This window comes from Asanoa iriomotensis (genome assembly GCF_016862515.1).
GTDB lineage: Bacteria > Actinomycetota > Actinomycetes > Mycobacteriales > Micromonosporaceae > Asanoa > Asanoa iriomotensis.
On sequence record NZ_BONC01000084.1, the window covers coordinates 1 to 18,218 of the forward strand.

At 72.0% G+C, this 18,218-nt stretch carries 12 protein-coding genes; 6 read left to right on the top strand and 6 right to left on the bottom strand.

The window, feature by feature from the left end:
- Positions 1 to 423 precede the first annotated feature (423 nt).
- Complete coding sequence (locus Air01nite_RS35650) at positions 424 to 1,050, bottom strand: DUF3159 domain-containing protein (RefSeq protein ID WP_203707799.1); 627 nt, start codon at positions 1,048 to 1,050, stop codon at positions 424 to 426.
- Between the two features lie 115 nt (positions 1,051 to 1,165).
- On the opposite strand from Air01nite_RS35650, the gene Air01nite_RS35655 reads away from it, so the two are divergent.
- Together Air01nite_RS35655 and Air01nite_RS35660 are read left to right on the top strand one after the other, a co-directional pair.
- The gene (locus Air01nite_RS35655) at positions 1,166 to 2,149 is read left to right on the top strand and encodes an LLM class F420-dependent oxidoreductase (RefSeq protein WP_203707800.1); all 984 of its coding nucleotides are present in this window, start codon (positions 1,166 to 1,168) and stop codon (positions 2,147 to 2,149) included.
- 4 nt (positions 2,150 to 2,153) lie between these two features.
- A complete protein-coding gene (locus Air01nite_RS35660) occupies positions 2,154 to 2,954 on the top strand; it encodes an SDR family oxidoreductase (protein ID WP_203707801.1) in 801 nt (266 codons plus the stop codon).
- Here Air01nite_RS35660 and Air01nite_RS35665 read toward each other — a convergent pair whose 3' ends face one another.
- Positions 2,955 to 4,769: an MFS transporter gene (locus tag Air01nite_RS35665; RefSeq protein ID WP_203707802.1), complete on the bottom strand. Its 1,815-nt coding sequence runs from the start codon at positions 4,767 to 4,769 to the stop codon at positions 2,955 to 2,957. It lies immediately after the preceding gene.
- Positions 4,770 to 5,058: 289 nt separating this feature from the next.
- On the opposite strand from Air01nite_RS35665, the gene Air01nite_RS35670 reads away from it, so the two are divergent.
- The gene (locus tag Air01nite_RS35670) at positions 5,059 to 5,511 is read left to right on the top strand and encodes a globin domain-containing protein (protein ID WP_203707803.1); all 453 of its coding nucleotides are present in this window, start codon (positions 5,059 to 5,061) and stop codon (positions 5,509 to 5,511) included.
- A 129-nt stretch (positions 5,512 to 5,640) separates the two neighbouring features.
- On the opposite strand, the gene Air01nite_RS35675 is transcribed toward Air01nite_RS35670, so the two are convergent.
- A complete protein-coding gene (locus Air01nite_RS35675; protein WP_203707804.1) occupies positions 5,641 to 8,541 on the bottom strand; it encodes a glycoside hydrolase family 48 protein in 2,901 nt (966 codons plus the stop codon).
- A gap of 160 nt (positions 8,542 to 8,701) precedes the next feature.
- Between Air01nite_RS35675 and Air01nite_RS35680 the strand changes: the two genes are divergently transcribed.
- The 3 genes from Air01nite_RS35680 to Air01nite_RS35690 all read left to right on the top strand — a co-directional run bounded on the left by Air01nite_RS35680 (position 8,702) and on the right by Air01nite_RS35690 (position 13,604).
- Entirely contained in the window at positions 8,702 to 10,186 is a 1,485-nt protein-coding gene (locus Air01nite_RS35680; protein WP_203707805.1) for a GGDEF domain-containing protein, read from the top strand.
- Positions 10,187 to 10,189: 3 nt separating this feature from the next.
- Complete coding sequence (locus Air01nite_RS35685; protein ID WP_203707806.1) at positions 10,190 to 11,665, top strand: GGDEF domain-containing protein; 1,476 nt, start codon at positions 10,190 to 10,192, stop codon at positions 11,663 to 11,665.
- A 562-nt stretch (positions 11,666 to 12,227) separates the two neighbouring features.
- The gene (locus Air01nite_RS35690) at positions 12,228 to 13,604 is read left to right on the top strand and encodes a GH1 family beta-glucosidase (protein WP_203707822.1); all 1,377 of its coding nucleotides are present in this window, start codon (positions 12,228 to 12,230) and stop codon (positions 13,602 to 13,604) included.
- Here Air01nite_RS35690 and Air01nite_RS35695 read toward each other — a convergent pair.
- The 3 genes from Air01nite_RS35695 to Air01nite_RS35705 all read right to left on the bottom strand — a co-directional run bounded on the left by Air01nite_RS35695 (position 13,601) and on the right by Air01nite_RS35705 (position 18,216).
- Positions 13,601 to 14,023, bottom strand: coding sequence for a roadblock/LC7 domain-containing protein (locus Air01nite_RS35695; RefSeq protein WP_203707807.1), 423 nt, complete (start codon positions 14,021 to 14,023; stop codon positions 13,601 to 13,603). The genes Air01nite_RS35690 and Air01nite_RS35695 overlap by 4 nt on opposite strands.
- Positions 14,020 to 16,677 carry a sensor histidine kinase gene (locus Air01nite_RS35700; protein ID WP_203707808.1) on the bottom strand — a complete coding sequence of 886 codons (2,658 nt, stop codon included), beginning with the start codon at positions 16,675 to 16,677 and terminating at the stop codon, positions 14,020 to 14,022. The genes Air01nite_RS35695 and Air01nite_RS35700 overlap by 4 nt, the downstream gene beginning before the upstream one ends.
- A 198-nt stretch (positions 16,678 to 16,875) precedes the next feature.
- Entirely contained in the window at positions 16,876 to 18,216 is a 1,341-nt protein-coding gene (locus tag Air01nite_RS35705; protein WP_203707809.1) for an FGGY family carbohydrate kinase, read from the bottom strand.
- Positions 18,217 to 18,218 lie beyond the last annotated feature (2 nt).

The following is an 18,218-nucleotide window of genomic DNA, read 5'->3' on the forward strand; positions in this document are numbered from 1 at the left end:
AGCCGAGGCGACGCGGCGCCAGCGCCCAGCCGAGGCGACGCGGCGCCAGCGCCCAGCCGAGGCGACGCGGCGCCAGCGCCCAGCCGAGGCGACCTGCGAAGGGGATCGGGCCGCGTGCCCGACGCACGACGCCCGACGCACGACGCCCGACGCACGACGCACGACGCAGGACGCAGGTCGCCCGACGCAGGACGCCCGACGTACCACGTACCACGGACCACGGACGGACCACGGACCACGGACGACGGACGACGGACGACGGACGACGGACGACGGACGACGGACGACGGACGACGGAGGCTGCGGCGAGCCGGCACTGTGCACCACCCCACCCAACAGTTGGGGTCGACACAACGCGCTCCTGCTTGGCTGCGGGTCCGCGCGCGCTGCTAGGTGGCGTTCCTACCCAGGGTCGAGTCGCGGCTAAGCAGGGACCGGGTTGCGGAGCCCCGGATGGTCGGGTGGGAGCGCGCGGCGGACGACCCACCAGCTCACCGCCACGCAAGCCGCGACCAAAGGCCAGGTCAAGGCGACCCGAGTCGCCGTCAGGGCCAGCACCCGGTCCGCGGCGTAGAGCGGAAGAAACACCGCCACCCGGATCACGTACTGCATGACCCAGACGAGGCTGCCCCATCCGTACGCGCGCACCAAGGCCGGATCGCGACGCCACCGGGTGCCCTGGCGGAGAGCGAAACCCACCACGACGCCGAGCAGTGGCCAGCGGATCGCGATGCTGACCAGCCACGCCAGCGCGCTGGCCGCGTTGGTCAGCAACTGCAGCAGGAAGAAGTCCGCGGCGCGGCCCGTGCGCAGCACGATCAGCGCGGCCAGGCACACGCCGAACAGGCTGATCACCACCGCCAGCGGGCGGTGGCCGCGCAACAGCCGCCACCCGGCCACCGCGGTGCCGACGACCAGCGCGGCGACCACACCGCCCAGGATGGACGGACCCGACGCCGCCCAGCCGACGCCGAACGCGAGCGGTGGCAGCGACGCCTCGATCGCGCCGCGGCGGCCGCCGAGCACGTCGTTGAGCGACTCCTCGGCCATCGAACCTCCCCACGGCAGCCGGAACTCGCAGTGAGGCTACCCTAACCAAACGAATCGGTAGGCGACCCGGACGTCCGCAACCGGTAGGTTCTCAGGCGTGAGCCACCGTTGGGGAATGACGGTCCCGTTCGCCGGGATCCCGTTGGCCGACCACGGTCAGCTGTACGCGCTGTTGCACGACGCCGGCTTCACCGACCTGTGGACCTCCGAGGTCGCAGGCGCCGACGCGTTCACGCCGCTGACCATCGGGGCGATCACGACGCCGCGGATGCGGCTCGGCACCGCCGTCGCGCCCGTGTTCACCCGCGGGCCCGGGCTGCTCGCGATGACCGCCGCCGCGCTGGCCGAGACCGCGCCCGGCCGGTTCGCGCTCGGCATCGGCGCCTCCTCGCCGGTCGTCGTCGGCGACTGGAACGCGGTGCCGTTCACCGAGCCGTTCAAGCGCAGCCGCGACATGCTCCGGTTCCTCCGCGCGGCGCTGGCCGGCGAGCAGGTCGACCGGGAGTTCGACACGTTCGCGGTGCGCCGGTTCCGCCTGGAGCGCCCGCCCGTGACGCCGCCGCCCATCCTGCTCGCCGCGTTGCGCCCCGCGATGCTGCGGCTCGCCGCGGCGGAGGCCGACGGGACGATCCTCAACTGGCTGGCCGCGACCGACGTGCCCAAGGTGCTCGACACGCTCGGCGACCGCCCCGAGGGCTTCGAGATCGCGGCCCGCATCTTCATCTGCCCGACCGCCGACGCCGACCACGCCCGCGCCGTCGGCCGGCGGATGATCACGAGCTACCTCACCGTCCCGGCGTACGCCGAGTTCCACCGCTGGCTCGGCAACAGCGACCTGCTCGACCCGGTCTGGCAGGCGTGGGCGGCCGGCGACCGCCGCGGCGCCCTCGCCGCCGTGCCCGACGCGCTGGTCGACGCGTTGGTCATCCACGGCACACCGCACCAGTGCAAAGAGCAGATCATGGCGTACGTCGAAGCGGGCGTCACGACACCGGTCATGGCACCGCTCCCCACTCCCGAACTGACCGCGGGCGGCACCGAGGCGCTGCACGCCCTGATCGGTGAGCTGTCCGCACCGTCCAGTGTGGAGAGAGGCTGAGCGCATGGACCTGCGCGGCAAGGTAGTCGTGATCACCGGCGCGGCCGGCGGCATCGGCGCCGCGATGGCCCGCCGGTTCGCGGACGCCGGCGTCACCGGCCTCGTCCTGGCCGACCTGGACGGCACGGGCGTCGAGGACCTGGCCCAGTCGATCAACCGCGGCCTGACCCGCGCGGTCACCTGCGACGTCACGGACCCGGCCCAGGTAGCGGCCCTGGTCGACGCGGCACACGAGACGTTCGGCCCGGTCGACCTGTTCTGCTCGAACGCCGGCATCACGACGGGCACGGGCCTGGACACCACGGACGAGACCTGGGACCGCGCGTGGTCGATCAACGTGCACGCCCACGTGGCAGCGGCCCGCGCGGTCCTGCCGTCGATGCTCGACCGGGGCGCGGGCTACCTGCTCCAGACGTGCTCGGCCGCGGGCCTGCTCACCGCGGTCGGCGACGCGCCCTACGCGGTGACCAAACACGCCGCCGTCGCCTTCGCGGAGTGGCTCTCGATGACCTACGGCGACCGCGGCATCCGGGTGAGCGCCCTGTGCCCGCAGGGCGTCCGCACACCGATGCTGGACACGGGCCTGGCCCGCGGCCACGCGGGCGCCCACATCACCGCGGCGGCGGGCGAGATCCTGACCCCGGAACAGGTGGCGGACGCGGTGGTCGACGGTCTGGCCGCGGAACGCTTTCTGATCCTCCCGCACCCCGAGGTAGCCACCTACCAACAACGCAAAGCCGAAGACCCGGACCGCTGGCTCTCCTCGATGCGCAAACTCATCACCCGCGTCGCCTCGGGCGCCTGATCAGCCTCTGACGCGGCCGCGTCGGCTGGTGCCACTGGCGCGCTTCGTGGTCGGGACTGTCGTGGTGGCGTGGCCGTTGGCCGACGGTGCAGCCATGGTCGGTCGCGATGACGGGATCTCCGCGACCGCGGGCTCCTCGTGGATGTAGACGCCGCCGCGGAACAGCGAGACCACCGCGCCCGCGGCGGCCAAGGCCGCGGCCAGGACGAAGACCACGATCAGGCCCTCGTGGAACGGTCCGCTGAGGACACCCGGCAGGAACGTGCGGCCGGTGAGGTGGGACAGGGTGTCCGGGGAGACCTGGCCGCTCACCCCGGCCTGGTTGAGGAGCGTGCCGATCGGGTTCGTGCCCAGGAAGGCCGCGAACATCAGGGAGACCGGTGGGACCGCCACCACCGACGAGACCGCGGACGGAGGTAGGCCCTGTGCGCCCAGGCCCGATTGCAGAGCGCCCGGCAGCGACGACGACAGGCCCGCGATCAGCAGCGAGAAGAAGACGCCGATCGACAGGACCATGCCGGCGTTCTGGAACGTTGCCCGGATGCCCGAGGCCACGCCGCGCTCCCCCGGTGGCACGGCGTTCATCACCGCGGTCGTGTTCGGGGCCGAGAACAGGCCCGAGCCCGCGCCGTTGAAGAACAGCAGGATCGCGAACAGGGGGTAGCTGAAGTTGACCGGCAGGAAGAGCAGCCCCACGAACGTCGCGGCCATCACCACCAGGCCGCCCGTGGCCAGCAGTTTCGCGCCGTAGCGGTCCGAGAGCCAGCCCGACAGCGGGCCAGCCACGACGAAGCCGATCGTCAGCGGCACCAGATAGATGCCGGCCCAGAGGGGTGTGTCCTCGAAGGCGTAGCCGTGCAGCGGCAGCCAGATTCCCTGCAACCAGATGATCAGCATGAACTGCAGACCACCCCGGGCGACCGCGTTGAACAACGCGGCCGCGTTGCCCGCCCAGAACGCCTGGATCCTGAACAGCCGCAGGTGGAACATCGGCTGTGCCACCCGGGTCTCGACGACGCAGAACACCACCAACAGCACCGCGCCCAGGATCAGGCCGCCGAAGACCATCGGGTTGGCCCAACCCTCGACATGACTCTTGTACGGCTGGATGCCGTAGGTCAGCGCCGCCAGCAGCACCGTCAGCCCGACCGCCAGCGTCGCGTTGCCCCACCAGTCGATCCGCACGCCCGCGCGCCGGGTGACCGTCTCGCGCAGGTTCCGGTACGCCCAGATCGCGCCGACCACCCCGACCAGCGCGCTCACGCCGAAGATCGACCGCCAGTGCCACGCGGAGAGCACCCCGCCGAGGACCAGGCCGATGAAGCTGCCGGCCAGCCCGGCGACCTGGTTGACGCCGAGCGCCGTGCCCCGCTGGCGCGCCGGGAACGTGTCCGTGATGATCGCCGCCGAGTTGGCCATCAGCATCGCGCCGCCGACGCCCTGCACGATCCGCCAGCCGATCAGCCAGAGCGCCGCCGTCCGGCCCACGCCCGGCGTCAGCAGGCAGGCCACCGAGGCGGCGGCGAAGACCGCGAAGCCCGCGTTGTAGATCCGCACCCGGCCGAACATGTCGCCCAACCGGCCCAGCGACACCACCAGCACGGCGGTAACCAGCAGGTAGCCCATCAACATCCACAGCAGGTAGCTGACGTTGCCGGGCGCCAGCGGGTCGAGGTGGATGCCGCGGAAGATCGCCGGCAGCGAGATGATCAGGATCGACGCGTTGACCGTGGCCATCAGCATGCCGAGCGTCGTGTTCGACAGCACCGACCACTTGTGCGGAAGCCGGCCGGCGGACCGGGCCTGGATCGTCATGAGCGCGCCTCATCTCATTAGCTGTACTAACCATATTCCGCCGGGCGCACCGATGCCGCGTGAACTGGGTCGCAAAGGGCGACTTGCCAGGTGGCTCGAAGCCAGCCAGCCAATGGCAACCTGGCGTAGCACAACCGCACGCATGTTGCAATCGGCAGTTGTCGCTATCTGTGCCATATTCACGTGAGTCTTGTCACCCGACGTGCTGGTCCCTACGCTCTGAGTGACGAAACGCCTTCTGGAACCCCTCCGGGAGACGTCCACGGTCACCACCGTTGGGGAGGACCAAATGACCGAGGAGACCAGTTCCAGCCACGCGGCCGACGCCAAGCTACTCGAAGCCAGCCTCGAGGTCGTCGCCGACCGGGCCAACGAGCTCATCGCCTCGTTCTACGACCGGCTCTTCACCGAATACCCGGGCGTGCGGCCCATGTTCCCCGCCAGCATGGACGCACAACACGACAAGCTCCTGGGTGCCATCGTCGCGCTCGTGACGAACTACGAGAACCCCGAGGCGCTGCGGCCGACGCTGGAGACGCTCGGCGCCAAGCACGACAGTTGGGGCGTGCTCCCGGAGCACTACACCGCGGTAGCCGGCTGCCTGCTCGCCACACTCCGCGACTTCGCCGGCGACGCCTTCACCCCCGAGGTCGAGGGCGCCTGGGTGCGCGCCTACACGTTCGCCGCCGGCACAATGATGCAGGGCGCCGCCGTAGGAGCATCGGAAACCCGCGCCGCCTAAAGCAAAATACGAAGAGCCCGGGCACACAGCCCGGGCTCTCGTGTTGCTAAGGGAGAGGCCGCCACGGGGGAAGCGGCCCCTCCGGGCAGAACGATACTCCGTCTAAGCCCTTATGGATAGCTCGGTGGATCAACCATTCGGGAATAGATGACCGTAATCCGCGTACGCCATGGCGACGTCGGCTTGTGCCCAGAATCGGTGGTAGGTGAACGTCGGTGCCGAACCACCGTCCAGGTAGGACTGCACCTTCGGCCAGTCCGGGTCCCGCTTGTAGAAGGACCGGATGTCGACGAAGCTCTTGCCCGGCGCGATGATGTCACCGTTGGGCATGTCGCCGTTCCAGCCCGGCGGCAGGTAGAGGCCCTGGCCGGTGCTGGAGTTGTAGACGTCGTCGAACCGCTGGTAGTCCTCGCGGGTCTCCGGCGTCACCACGCCCCGCGCGTCGCGGTTCGCGTACAACGCGTCGATCAGGCCCTTCGCCCCGGTCTTGGCCGGCGCGCTTCCGGAACGAGCGGCGTAGTACATCAGCGTCCGCGCGTACGCGGCCGCCACACCCACGTCGCGACCCTTCTTGGTGACGGTGACGTGCAGGTTGGAGTTCGCGGCGGGCGACGACGGGTTCCACGTCGCCGGCGCACCGCTCCACGTCATGTCCGACGGGATCTCGAACGCGCCGCCGGTGCCGACCGTGGTGTTCGCCAGCGCCCACGGCACCCACTTGTCGAGCAGCGCCTTGGCCTTCGCGTTGCCGGTCGCGTAGTACAGTTCCGCGATCCGGTGCATCGACCAGACCTGCATGCCGAACCACTGGTTCGACGGCGGGTCGTGGTAGACGGGGTCGACGTCGTAGAACATCCCGTAGAACGTCGGCGTGCCCGCGGGCGGCTGCGCGTACGAGCCGTCCCAACTGTTCGTCGCACCGCCGGCGATGCCGCCCTCGGCCGACTGCAGCCACTGGTAGAACTCCAACTGCCGGTCGAAGCTCTTCTGCCAGTCCGCGACCGCCGACGGCGACCGTGGCTTGAGCTCGTTGACGTTGGTCAGCGCCCACGCCGCCATCGGGTTCTGGTAGCCGAAGTGGTTGTGGCTGGAGCCGATCCGCCACGACCACCCGGCGTTCGGGTCGGTCGCGCCACCCCAGGCGTAGTACCAGGACATGAGGTAGTGCGCCGAGTCCTTGCCGGAACCGGCCGGGCACGTCGACGCGCCGACGCAGTTGCCGATCCGCTTGAAGTACTTGTCGAACATCGCGTAGCGCAGGTAGTCGCCCATCTTGGCCGCCTTGGCCACGGTGGCCGAGACGTCGGCCGCCCGACCCTGCGCGGTCGCCCAGGTCAGGGCCCAGTACGCGGCCTCGATCGCCCGCGCGTCGGCGTCCGGCGCGTTGGTGTACTTCCACTGCTTGGCCGGCGCCGACGACTCCTTGATCGAGATGTCGAGGAAGCCGGACGGGCCACCGAAGTTGAACGTGTCGCAGGACGGCTGCGGCACGGTCTCCCAGACGGACTCCTGCGGCCCGCGCTGGAACGTGTTGATGTACGCCGGCCGCGTGGTCCCGTCACCGCATCGCCCGAAGCCGTAGGTGTTGTCGACGTCGAGCAGCCAGTGCATGCCGTAGATGTCGCCGGTGCCGTACGTCGACTGGAGCTCCGACCGCAGCGGGTCCTGCCCGACGGGCACGTTCGGCTGCAACTGCGACGGATAGCCGCTCGGCAGGTTGAACTCGGCCGCGTACTGCGGCGTCCCGTTGACGCCCGCGGTGACCTGGTCATTGTGCGACGGGATGATGTAGCGCTCCATCACCGTCCAGGAGTTGTTGAACGGCGCCCAGTTCTGCGTCGCGCGCCCGTACTGTGCCTCCAGCCAGATCCAGAAGCTGAACGCCTCCGAGGTGGTCTCGTGGCCGTGGTCCGGAGCCTCGACGATCAAGGTCTCGATCGAGTGGTACGGCACGCCCTCCTGGCTGAAGTACCCGGAGTTCTTGATCTTCCCGTACTGGTCCAGGAACCGGGCGACGTACTCGTTGTTGCCCGTACCGCCGTCGTTGTCGATCTCGGTGACGGCGACCGCGACCGGCGCGTAGCCCGATGCGCTCGCGGTGATCGTCGCCGAGCCGCCGACCGTGTCGGCGTCCTCGGCCGCCGCGATCGTGACCGGCACGCCGGTGCTCCAGTTGGTGCTGTTCAGCGTCACGCTGGTCGGGCTGACCGAGATGTCGGTGTCACCAGTGCGGGCCAGCGCGACCGTGACCGGCGCGGAGGGTGCCGCGCTGAGGGTCAACCGCGTCGTCGACGTCGAGCCCTCGGCCACGGAGACCGAGGTCGGGGTGGCCCGCAACACCGGGCCGGTGGCCTGCGACACCGTGAAGCCGGCCTCGTCGGTGGCCGTCAGGTTCGCGTTGTCATAGGCCCGGGCCTGCACGGTGTACGAGCCGGCGGGCAGATCTTCCATCGTGTACGCGTACGGCGCGGTGGTGTCGGTGTTGATCAGCAGGCCGTTGCGGTAGAACTCGACCTTGGCGATGGTCCCGTCGGGGTCGCTGGCGGTCGCGGAGAGCGCGACGTCGGCCGGCGCCTCGAACGGACCGGCCGGCACGGTGAGGTCCACCGTGGGCGGTTGCTGGACCGGCGCGCCGCCGCAGGTGGTGCCGTTGACCGTGAACGCGGTCGGGCGCGGGTTGCTGCCGCTCCAACTGCCGTTGAAGCCGATGCCGGTCGAGCCGCCGGTGGGCAGGCTGCCGTTCCACGGCATGTTGGTGGCGGTGACCTGGTTGCCCGTCTGGGTCCAGTTGGCCGACCAGCCCTGCGTCACCCGCTGACTGCCGGGGAACGTGAAGCCGAGCGTCCAGCCGTTGATCGGGTCGCCGAGGTTGCGGATGGTGAGGTTGGCGGTGAAGCCGCCGGGCCACTCGTTGGTCGCGTACACGACGTCGCAGGCGATGGCGGCCTGCGCCGGACCGGCCGGCACGGCGACCGCGGCGGCGACCAGCGTGCCGGCGGAGAGCAGCGCCAGGGCGCGTCTGAGTTTCATGGATCTCCTCGCGGAAGCAGGGATGGACGGCGCGTCCTGCCCGGGACGCGCGGACGAGGCTCCCGGCCCGCGATACTTCGACAGTCTTCCATGGGAGCGCTCCCGTAGGCAAGCACGCCGAACCGCCTACACCCCGAAGCGCACGTGGTGTGATGGGTCGATGGACCGCGTCCTGGCCGGGGTGCTCGCCACCTTCGCCGCCGCGGCGATCCTGATCTGGCTGGGTCCGGAACCGGCCATCACGTCGTGGTCGGCGCAGGCGGTGCTCGAAGGCACGTTCGCGTGGCTGTGCTGGCGGCTGTGGCGCCGCCCGATGGCCGACCCCCTGTGCCGGCGGTTCTGGGGTGCCGCGGCCATCGCCGGTGTGTTGAAGTCGGCCGGCGGCGTCGTGCGCGCCGTCGACTTCGCCATCGAGCCGGCTACCGCCGCCACCCACCGCACCGTGCCCACGGTGCTGGTCTCGTTGGGTTCGCTGGTGCTGCTCTACTTCCTGCTGAGCCGACCACCCGATCTGGTCGGGCGCGAACGCGTCCGGCTCTGGCTGGACGCCGCGACCGTGCTGATCGCGACCGGCGTCTTCGTCTGGAGCATCGCGCTGACCGGCGGGGAGGGCGCGACCGAGCCGAGCGAGGTGGCCTTCAGCGTCGTCGGCGCGATCATCATGGTCGTTTCGGTGTTCGCCATCGTCCGCCTGCTGATGACCCGCGAAGCGCCCTTCACCCGAGCCACCGGCATCGTCCTGTGCATCGCGATCCTGCTGTTCGGCGTGGAACACGCGCTCAACCCGCAGCTCGCCGCGGCAGACTCCCGCGGCAGCTACGTGCTGCGGCTGGTGCCACCGCTGGTGCTCGCGCTCGCGCCGTGCGTCGAATGGACCCGGGGCACGCTGAGTCGGTCGGTCGGGCCGCCGAGGCGGGTCAAGGTGACGGTGCGGCTGCCGTTCCTGGCGGTGGCGGCCACCCAGCTCATGCTGGTGATCCAGTTGCCGCTCGACGGGCTCACCATCCGGAGCTGGGGCACCGTGGTCGGCTCGGTGGTGCTCACCGCCGTGGTCGCCGTGCGGCAGAGCGTGGTGCTGATGGAGAACGAGAGGCTGGTGCGCCGGCTCGACGAGAGCATCGAGGCGCTCGGCCGCCAGGAGGAGAAGCTGCGGCACGCGGCCAACCACGACCACCTGACGGGCCTCGCCAACCGGGCGTTCTTCGACCACCACGCGCAGCGGCTCGGCGACGGCGACGCCGGCAGCGGGCGTGCCGTGCTGCTGCTGGACCTCAACGAGTTCAAGATGGTCAACGACAGGTTCGGCCACCACGCCGGCGACGACCTGCTGAAGATGACCGCGACGCGGCTGCGCCGCAGCGTGCGACCGGGCGACATCGTGGCCCGGCTGGGCGGCGACGAGTTCAGCGTGCTGCTCGCCGACACGACCGCCGAGGACGCTGTGGCCGCCGCCCACCGGATCCTCGGCGCGCTGGCCAAGCCCGTGCGGATCGACGGCCGGACGCTGCGGCCGTCGGCCAGCGTGGGCATCGCGGCCAGCGACACCAAGCCGTTCGAGGCGCTGCTGCGCGACGCCGACGAGGCGATGTACGAGGCCAAACGCCGGAACTCGGGTTTCTACCTGCATCCGGACGCGGCGGCGTAACGCGTGGACCGCGTCCTGGGCGGCGCCCTCCTCGTCTTCGCGGTCGCCGCGGTCCTGATCGGCTGGGCACCCGCGCCGGGCGTCACCGCGTGGATGGCCCAGGCCGCCTTCCTGGCCGGCTTCACCGCGCTGTCCTGGCAGTTGGCGCAGCGACGGGGCCAGGGCGCCCGACGGCGACGGTTCTGGGAGATCGCGGGCGTGGCCGGGCTGATCCTCACCGCCGGGGCGGTGCTGCGGGCCGTCCAGTCCGTCGGCGATCCGGCCGCCGCGAACGCGGTGCGCACGGTGCCGACCATCCTGCTGACCGTGGGCTCGGGCGCCCTGCTGGCCGCCATGCTGGCCCGGCCGTGGCGACTGCCGCGCGCCCGACGTGCCCGGCTGCTGTTCGACATGGCGATCGTGCTGGTCGGGGCCGCGGTCGGGGTCTGGGTCGTCACGATGGCCGGCCGCAGCGGCGCCGAGCGCCCGCGCGAGGTCGGCTGGGCGATCGTGGGCGCGGTGACGCTGCTGGTGGCGGCGTGCGCGCTGGTGCGGATGGTGCTCACGCACTCGGCGCCGGTGCGGGTGCTCGCCGGGGTCACGCTCAGCCTGGCCATCGCGCTGTTCGGCGTCGACCGGGTGCTCAACGCGGAGATCGTCGCGGCGCCGGACGTCCGCGCCACCCTGGTGGCCAGGATGGTGCCGGCGCTGGTGCTGCTGGCCGGCGCGCGGTTCGAGCAGCTCCGCAGGCCGCCCGCCGCCGTGCCGCCGCGGGCGCGCCGATCGGGTGCCCGGGTCGCGTTCGTGGCCGTCGGCATCACCCAGGTGGTGCTGGTCGTGGAGCTGGCGGCGCGCGGGCTGCACATCATCACGTGGGGTGCGCTCGCGGGTTCGGTGGTCGTCACCGCGCTGGTCCTGGTGCGGCAGTACGTGGTGCTCGCCGACAACGAGCGCCTGGTGCGGCGCCTCGACGAGACCGTCGCGGCGATGGCCCGGCAGGAGGAGCGGCTGCGGTACGCGGCCAGCCACGACCACCTCACCGGGCTGCCCAACCGGGCCAGGTTCGACGCCGAGGCCACGCGGCTGGGCGCGACGGCCGAACACGGCCGGGCGGTGCTGCTGCTCGACCTCGACGAGTTCAAGACCGTCAACGACACCCTCGGCCACCACGCCGGCGACGACCTGCTCAAGGTCACCGCCGAGCGGCTGCGGCACTGCGTGCGGCAGGCGGACACGGTGGCCCGGCTGGGCGGCGACGAGTTCAGCGTGCTGCTGCCCGACGCCTCCACGCAGGACGCGGTGGCCATGGCGCACCGGATCCTCGGCGCGGTGCGCGCGGACGTCCGGATCCACGGCCGGACCCTGCGACCGTCGGCCAGCATCGGCATCGCGGCCAGCGACACGCGGTCGTTCGAGGCGCTGCTGCGGGCCGCCGACGAGGCCATGTACGAGGCCAAGCGGCGTAACTCGGGCTTTGCTCTGGCGCCGGAAGCGATTTGAAAGTTTCGATCATGTCGTGGGGGTTTCCCGCGCGCTGCGGGACAGCTACAGTCTGACCAACGTCGATGGGAGCGCTTCCATTGATGGATATCAGGATAGGCCGGCGACGGGCCAGCCCGGACTCCGCCGCCGGTCTCCGCTCCCCCTCGAGAGGAGGTGGAACCACCGCCACTCGCGTGGCCCGGCTCCCGCGCGACACGCACGCCTGGTGCCAACCGTCGTGCGTGTATGTAACTGAGGTTGGGGGTGGGGTTGCCCTCCCCGCCCCCAACGCTAGCCCTTGATTGTTACGGGCATGAATCGGTCGACAGGACAGGCGGCGACGCCGAACCGGTCGACCGTCTATTTTGTCTGGCTTTGACAGATGTCCGGGCTTCCGGCACCGGGCTTTTCGCTGTACGATCTTGGGAGCGCTCCCAGATCCCACCCCGAGGAGACCTGCGACATGACCGTGCTGACCCGACGGCGCCTGCTGCGCCGCGCCGCGCTCTCGGCGACCGCCGCGACCGCCGCACGGGCCTCCGTGCGACCGGCCGCCGCGGTCGCCATCTCCGCGGCGTCGATGCTCGCCGCCGCCTGCGACCCCGACTCACCGGACGCCGACCCGGACCCGGAACGCCGGCTGGGGCTGCGGTTCCCGGACGGCTTCCGCTGGGGCGCCGCCACGTCCGCGTACCAGATCGAGGGTGCCGCCAAGGAGGACGGCCGCGGCGCGTCGATCTGGGACACGTTCAGCCACACGCCCGGCCGCACGCGCAACGGCGACACCGGCGACGTCGCGGCCGACCACTACCACCGCTGGGCGAGCGACCTGGACCTGATGAAGGACCTGGGTCTGCAGACCTACCGCTTCAGCATCTCCTGGCCGCGGGTGCAGGCCGATGGCACCGGCAAGGCCAACCAGCGCGGGCTCGACTTCTACCGCCGGCTGGTCGACGGGCTGCTGGAGCGGGGCATCGAGCCGATGGCGACGCTGTTCCACTGGGATCTCCCGCAGGCGTTGCAGGACGCGGGCGGCTGGGAGAACCGCGACGTCGCCTACCGGTTCGGCGACTACGCGGCCGAGGTGTTCGAGGCCCTCGGCGCCACGGTGCCGGTCTGGCTGACCATCAACGAGCCGAAGACCGTGGTGCAGAACGGTTACCTGGGCGGGCACCACGCGCCCGGGCTGCGTGACGCGTCCGCCGCCTACCTGGTGGCGCACCACCTCCAGCTCGCGCACGGGCTCGCGGTGCGGGCGCTGCGCGCGTCGTCGACCGCGCGGATCGGGCCGGCGTTCAACCTGCACCCGTGCTACCCGGTCGACGACACGCCGGAGGCGGCGGCCGCCACGCACCTCTACGACGGCTACGAGAACCGGCTCTATCTCGACTCGGTGTTGCGCGGCGCGTACCCGCAGGACGTGCTCGACGACCTCGGCCCGGAAAGCCGCATGGTGCGCGGCATCCGCGACGGCGACCTCGCGGTCATCTCGTCACCGGTCGACCTGGTCGCGGTGCAGTACTACACGCCCTACTACGTCGCACCCGGCGGCCGGACCGAGATGCGCTGGCCGACCTCGGAGGCGTTCTGGCAGCAGATCTTCCCGGACGGTCTGTTCGACATGCTGACCCGGATCACCCGCGACTACGGGCCGATCCCGCTGACCATCACCGAGAACGGCCTGCCGTGCCCGGACGAGCTGGGTGCCGACGGCACGGTCGACGACCCGGGCCGCGTCGAGTTCCTCCGGGACCACTTCGCCGCGGCACACCGGGCGATCGGGGCCGGTGTGCCGCTGGAGAGCTACCACGTGTGGTCGCTGATGGACAACTTCGAATGGGCCGAGGGGTACGAGCAGCGCTGGGGACTGGTCTACGTGGACTACCCGACGCAGCGCCGGATCCCCAAGCGCAGCGCGCGCTGGTACCAAGGGGTGATCAGGGACAACACCGTCTAACGGGGTAGTGCCTGCTGGAGCTCGGCCCGCAGTGCCGGCGTGAGCATCTCGCCGGCCTGCTTGGCCAGCCGGGCCATCTCGTAACCGACCACGCCGATGTCGGCGTCGGCGCCGGCCAGCGTGGCCAGGATCGAGCCGTCGCGGATGTGCATGACCAGGAAGTAGCCGCGGCCCATCTCGACCACGGTCTGCTTGACGTAGTCGTTGTCGAACATCTGGGCGGCGCCGCTGGTGATGCTCATGACGCCCGAGGTGACCGCGGCGAGCTTGTCGGCGTTGTCTCTGGGCAGGTGGTCGGAGACGGCGATGAGTAGGCCGTCGGAGGACACCACGATCGCGTGCGCCACGCCCGGCACCCGCTGGGCGAAGCCGCTGACCAGCCAGCTCAGGTCGCGCGCCTCGCGGCTGAGCGTCGTCATCGTTGCTCCCGTTCTCCGCGCCAGGCCGGCGCGCTCGTCAGATCGTTGGTGTCCTCGGACTCGGCTCGCCGCACACCGCCGTAGAAGCTGCTCAGCAGGTTGCTCACCGCGTCCGGATCGGCTTCGTTGCGCTGCGCCGGCACCGTGGCGGCGACGTTGCCGCCCGGCAGCTGCGCCATCGGCACCCGCAGGGGCAGGCCGGACCGGCCCGTCCCGCCGGTGACCGGCACTGATGGCGGCACCGCGGGCGGCATTGATGGCGGCACCGCGGGCGGGACCGCGCCGGTGGGCGCCGGTCCGGCGCTGCGCGAGAACCAGGAGACGCCCACGGCGGTGTCGCCGGGGCGCGGCGTCGTCGACCGCCCCGGCCGGCGGCCGAGCGGGCCGTCCATCAGGGCCGCCGGAGTCTCGGGCAGAGCCCGGGCGGCCGGCGCCGGCACCTCGTGCCCGTTGCCGCCGATGGGCAGCGGAACGGGCGGGGCGGCGACGGCCGGCACGCCGTTGCCGGGTGTCGACAGTGTCAGCGCCTGCACCGGAACGCCCGACGCCGGGCCGCCGGCGCGCGGCGCAGGCTGCAGCGACGGCGCCGCGCCGGAAACGGCGGCGACCGCGGCCAACATCGGGCGGGCCGGGCGGTACGGCAGCTCGGCGCGGTCGTGCACCAGCAGGTCGGCGGGCACCCGCACCACCGCGATCACGCCGCCACGGCGACCGGCGCGCAGCTCCACGCGGATGCCGTGCCGCGCGGCGAGGTGGCTGACCACGAACAGGCCCATCCGCTCGGAGGCCGCCACGTCGGCGAGCGGCGGCGCGGCCAGCGTGTCGTTGGCCTCCTGCAGCGCGGCCGCCGACATGCCCAGCCCGTCGTCGGCGATCTCGATGACCGTGCCGACCCGGGAGCCGCCGTGCGCGAACACGTGCACCGTGGTCGTCGGCGGCGAGAACACGGTCGCGTTCTCCAGCAGCTCGGCGAGCAGGTGCACCAGGTCGCCGACCACGTGCCCGATCACGTGCACGGGGTCGATGGCGTCGTGGCGCACCCGCGGATACGACTCGATCTCGGCGACCGCGGCGAGGATGACGGCCGGCAGCGCCACCGGGTCGCTCCACCGCCGCGGCGACTCGATGCCGGCCAGCACCAGCAGGCTGTCGTCGTTGCGGCGCATGCGCGCGGCGAGATGGTCCAGCTTGAACAGGTTGTCGAGCTGGTCCGGGTCGCTCTCCTCGCGCTCCAGCTCGTCGAGCAGCTCGAGCTGCCGCTCGACCAGCACCTGGCTGCGCCGGGCCAGGTTGACGAACATCGCGTTGACCGTGCGGCGCATGGTGGCCTGCTCGACGCCGACCGCGATCGCGCTGTGGTGCACGGCGACGAACGCCTCCGCCACCTCACCGATCTCGTCCATCGACTTGACCGCGGCCGGCCACACGTCGATCCGCGGCACCGCGCCGCCGCCCATCGCGCGCAGCCTGTCCAACGCCTCGGGCAGCTGCACCTGGGCCACCTGCAGAGCGTGTGTCCGCAGGGTCCGCAGCGACCGGGCGATCGACCGGCCGACGATGAACGAGGCGAGCACCGCGATCGCCAGGACCAGCAGGATGCCGCCGGCGACCAGGAGGCTGTCGCGGAGCTGGGCGCCGCTGCGGTCACCGGCGGACGCGGCGGCGTCGGCGTCGACCCGCTCCTCGACCTTGCGCAGCTCTTCGGCGCGGTTCTGGCTGGCCGCCCACCACAGCTCGGCACCGAGCACCTCGGGCGCCCGCGCGGTGCCGATGGTGCGCTCCTCCAGCCGGGTCGCCTCCACGAACTGCGGCAGCGCCGAGGTGTCGTCGTAGAGCGTCACCTGGTCCGATGTGGCGTTGATCCGGAACTCGGCGAGCGCCGCGAGCTGCTGCGTGCGCAGGTCGGAGAGCGTCACCAGGTCGTCGGGACCGTAGGCGCCGGCCTTCGAGGCGGCGAAGATCCGGGCCCGGGCCCGCGAGCCCAGCTCCTTGACCCGGGCGAGCTGCACGGAGCGCAGCACCGCCTGCGAGAGGTCGGGGTGCTCGGCGCCGGGCGAGGGCTCGGCGAGCAGCGCGAGCAGGGCGTCGACCAGCCGGGTGTACGTGTCGAAGACGGTCTGCGGCGTGGCGCTGCCGGTGGCCGCGGTGCGCAGGGTCGGCAGCTGGTCGATCAGCTCGACCGTGCGGCCGTAGGCGACCTGCCAGGAGACGTCGCCGCCGAGGGTCGGGTCGGCGACGGCGCGGAACCGGGTCGCGGCCGCGTCGACGGCGTCCTCGTAGGGACGCAGCACATTGGTCAGCCGCGCGGCGTCGGGGCGGCCGGCCAGGTCGGCGGGTGCCGCCAGCTCGCCGGCGGTGCGGTCGCGTTCCTGCTGGACGGCGTGCACCAGGGCGGTGATCTCGTCGGCCACGCCAACCTGCGCGGAAAACTCGCTGAGCGCGCCGGCCTGGGTGAAGACGGTGCGCGCCTGGAAACCGGCGAGCAGGACGAAGGCCACCGACGGGATGATCAGGATCGCGGTGAGCTTGGTGCGGATCCGCCAGTCGCGCAGGCGGTAGCGGGAGTTGCGACGGTGCGGGGTCAGCGGCGCCTCACCGTGCTGCCGGCGATGGTGCGGCACGGCGCCTCGGGGCTGCCCGGTCGCTCCTGCCACCCGTCCTCCTCGTCGCCCCGGCGCCGGCCACACCGGGAAACCCGTTCATCCAACCAGGCGCGGCACCGCCACGCACGGGGACGACCGCCCAGTGTGGTCACCTTGAACGCGAGGTGGAGGGACGAGCCGCCCATCCGGCGGCAGCACCTCGTCCGTCCGGTTGAGCCATCCTCGCAGAGAGATCAGCGCGGAGTGAAGTCACCCAGACGTTTGGTCCGCACGACCGAGTGCGACCAGGGCAGCGCCGGTGCAGCCGACCTCCGGGTCGTCGACGTGTGCGACCTCGCGCGGCGCGAGCGCGAGCTCGAACGCCCGTCGCCACCACGGCGACGCGGCGATCGCGCCGCCGCCGAGGGTGACCGCGACCCGGTGGTCGACGGTGGACTCGAGCACCTCGAGGTCGCCGAGCACCATCGTGCAGACGCCGGTCATCATCCCCGCGAACAGCTCGGTGGCGGTGGTGCCGAACCCGATGCCGCTCAGCGCGCCGGAGCCGGCCGGCGCCGTGCCCGGCGGCCGGTCGCCGCCCAGCCGCGGGTCCGCCCGCACGCCGGCGAAGGGCGCGATGTCCTGCAGCGTCTCCTCCAGCGCGGCGCCGTCGGGCAGGCGCAGCTCGCGCCGGGCCCAGGCGAACAGGTTGCCACCGGCGGAGTACGCGGCGCCGGTCACGACGCGGTGGTCGTCGACCCGGTAGCGCCAAAGGCGGTGCGGCAACGGCGGCAGTTCCACGCCGCGCGGCGCCGGCTGCACCAGCCGCACCGCGGCCGACGTGCCGACGGTGACCGCCGCCCGGGTCTCGTCGACGGCGCCGGAGCCGATGTTGGACGCGGCGCCGTCGCCGATCGCGGGACACCACGACGCCCCGGCCAGCTGCGGCCAGCGGCGGGCGTACTCGGGCCGGAGCCGGCCGAGCCAGCCGAGCGGTGCGAGCGCCGGCACGTGGTCGGTGGTCACGCCGGCGATCTCCAGCGCCTCCGGGTCCCACTCCAGCGCGGCCGTGTCGAGCAGGCCGGTGCCGGACGCCTGTGACACCGACATCGGCGCCTCGCCGAGCAGCTCGCCGAGGATGTATTCCACCAGTCCGGTGTAGCGGGCCGGTGCCAGACCGAGGCCGCGCAGCCAGGGCAGCTTGACCGTCCAGTAGAAGCGGTGCCACCAGGCGCCGGTGCGCTGGTGGAACGCCTCCGGGTCGAGCGGGCCGGTGGCACCGTCGGGCGGCGCGGGCCGGGTGTCGAGCCAGGTGACCACCGGGCCGAGCGGGCGGCCGGCGGCGTCCAGCGGCAGCACCGAGTGCCACTGCGCGGACGCGGCGACGAGCCCGATGTCGTCGAGGTGCCCGCCCTTGGCCAGCTCGTCGAGGCACGCGCAGAGGGCGGCCAGGTATTCGCCGGCGTCCAGGGTCGCGCCGCCCGAGTCGTCGGCGGCGATCGACAGGTCGAAGCCGCGGCGGGCGAGCGCGTCGGGGCGGGCCAGCGCCCGGTCGTCGAAGACCATCGCGCGCACCGAGGAGGTGCCCAGGTCGAGGGCGAGAACGTTCATCG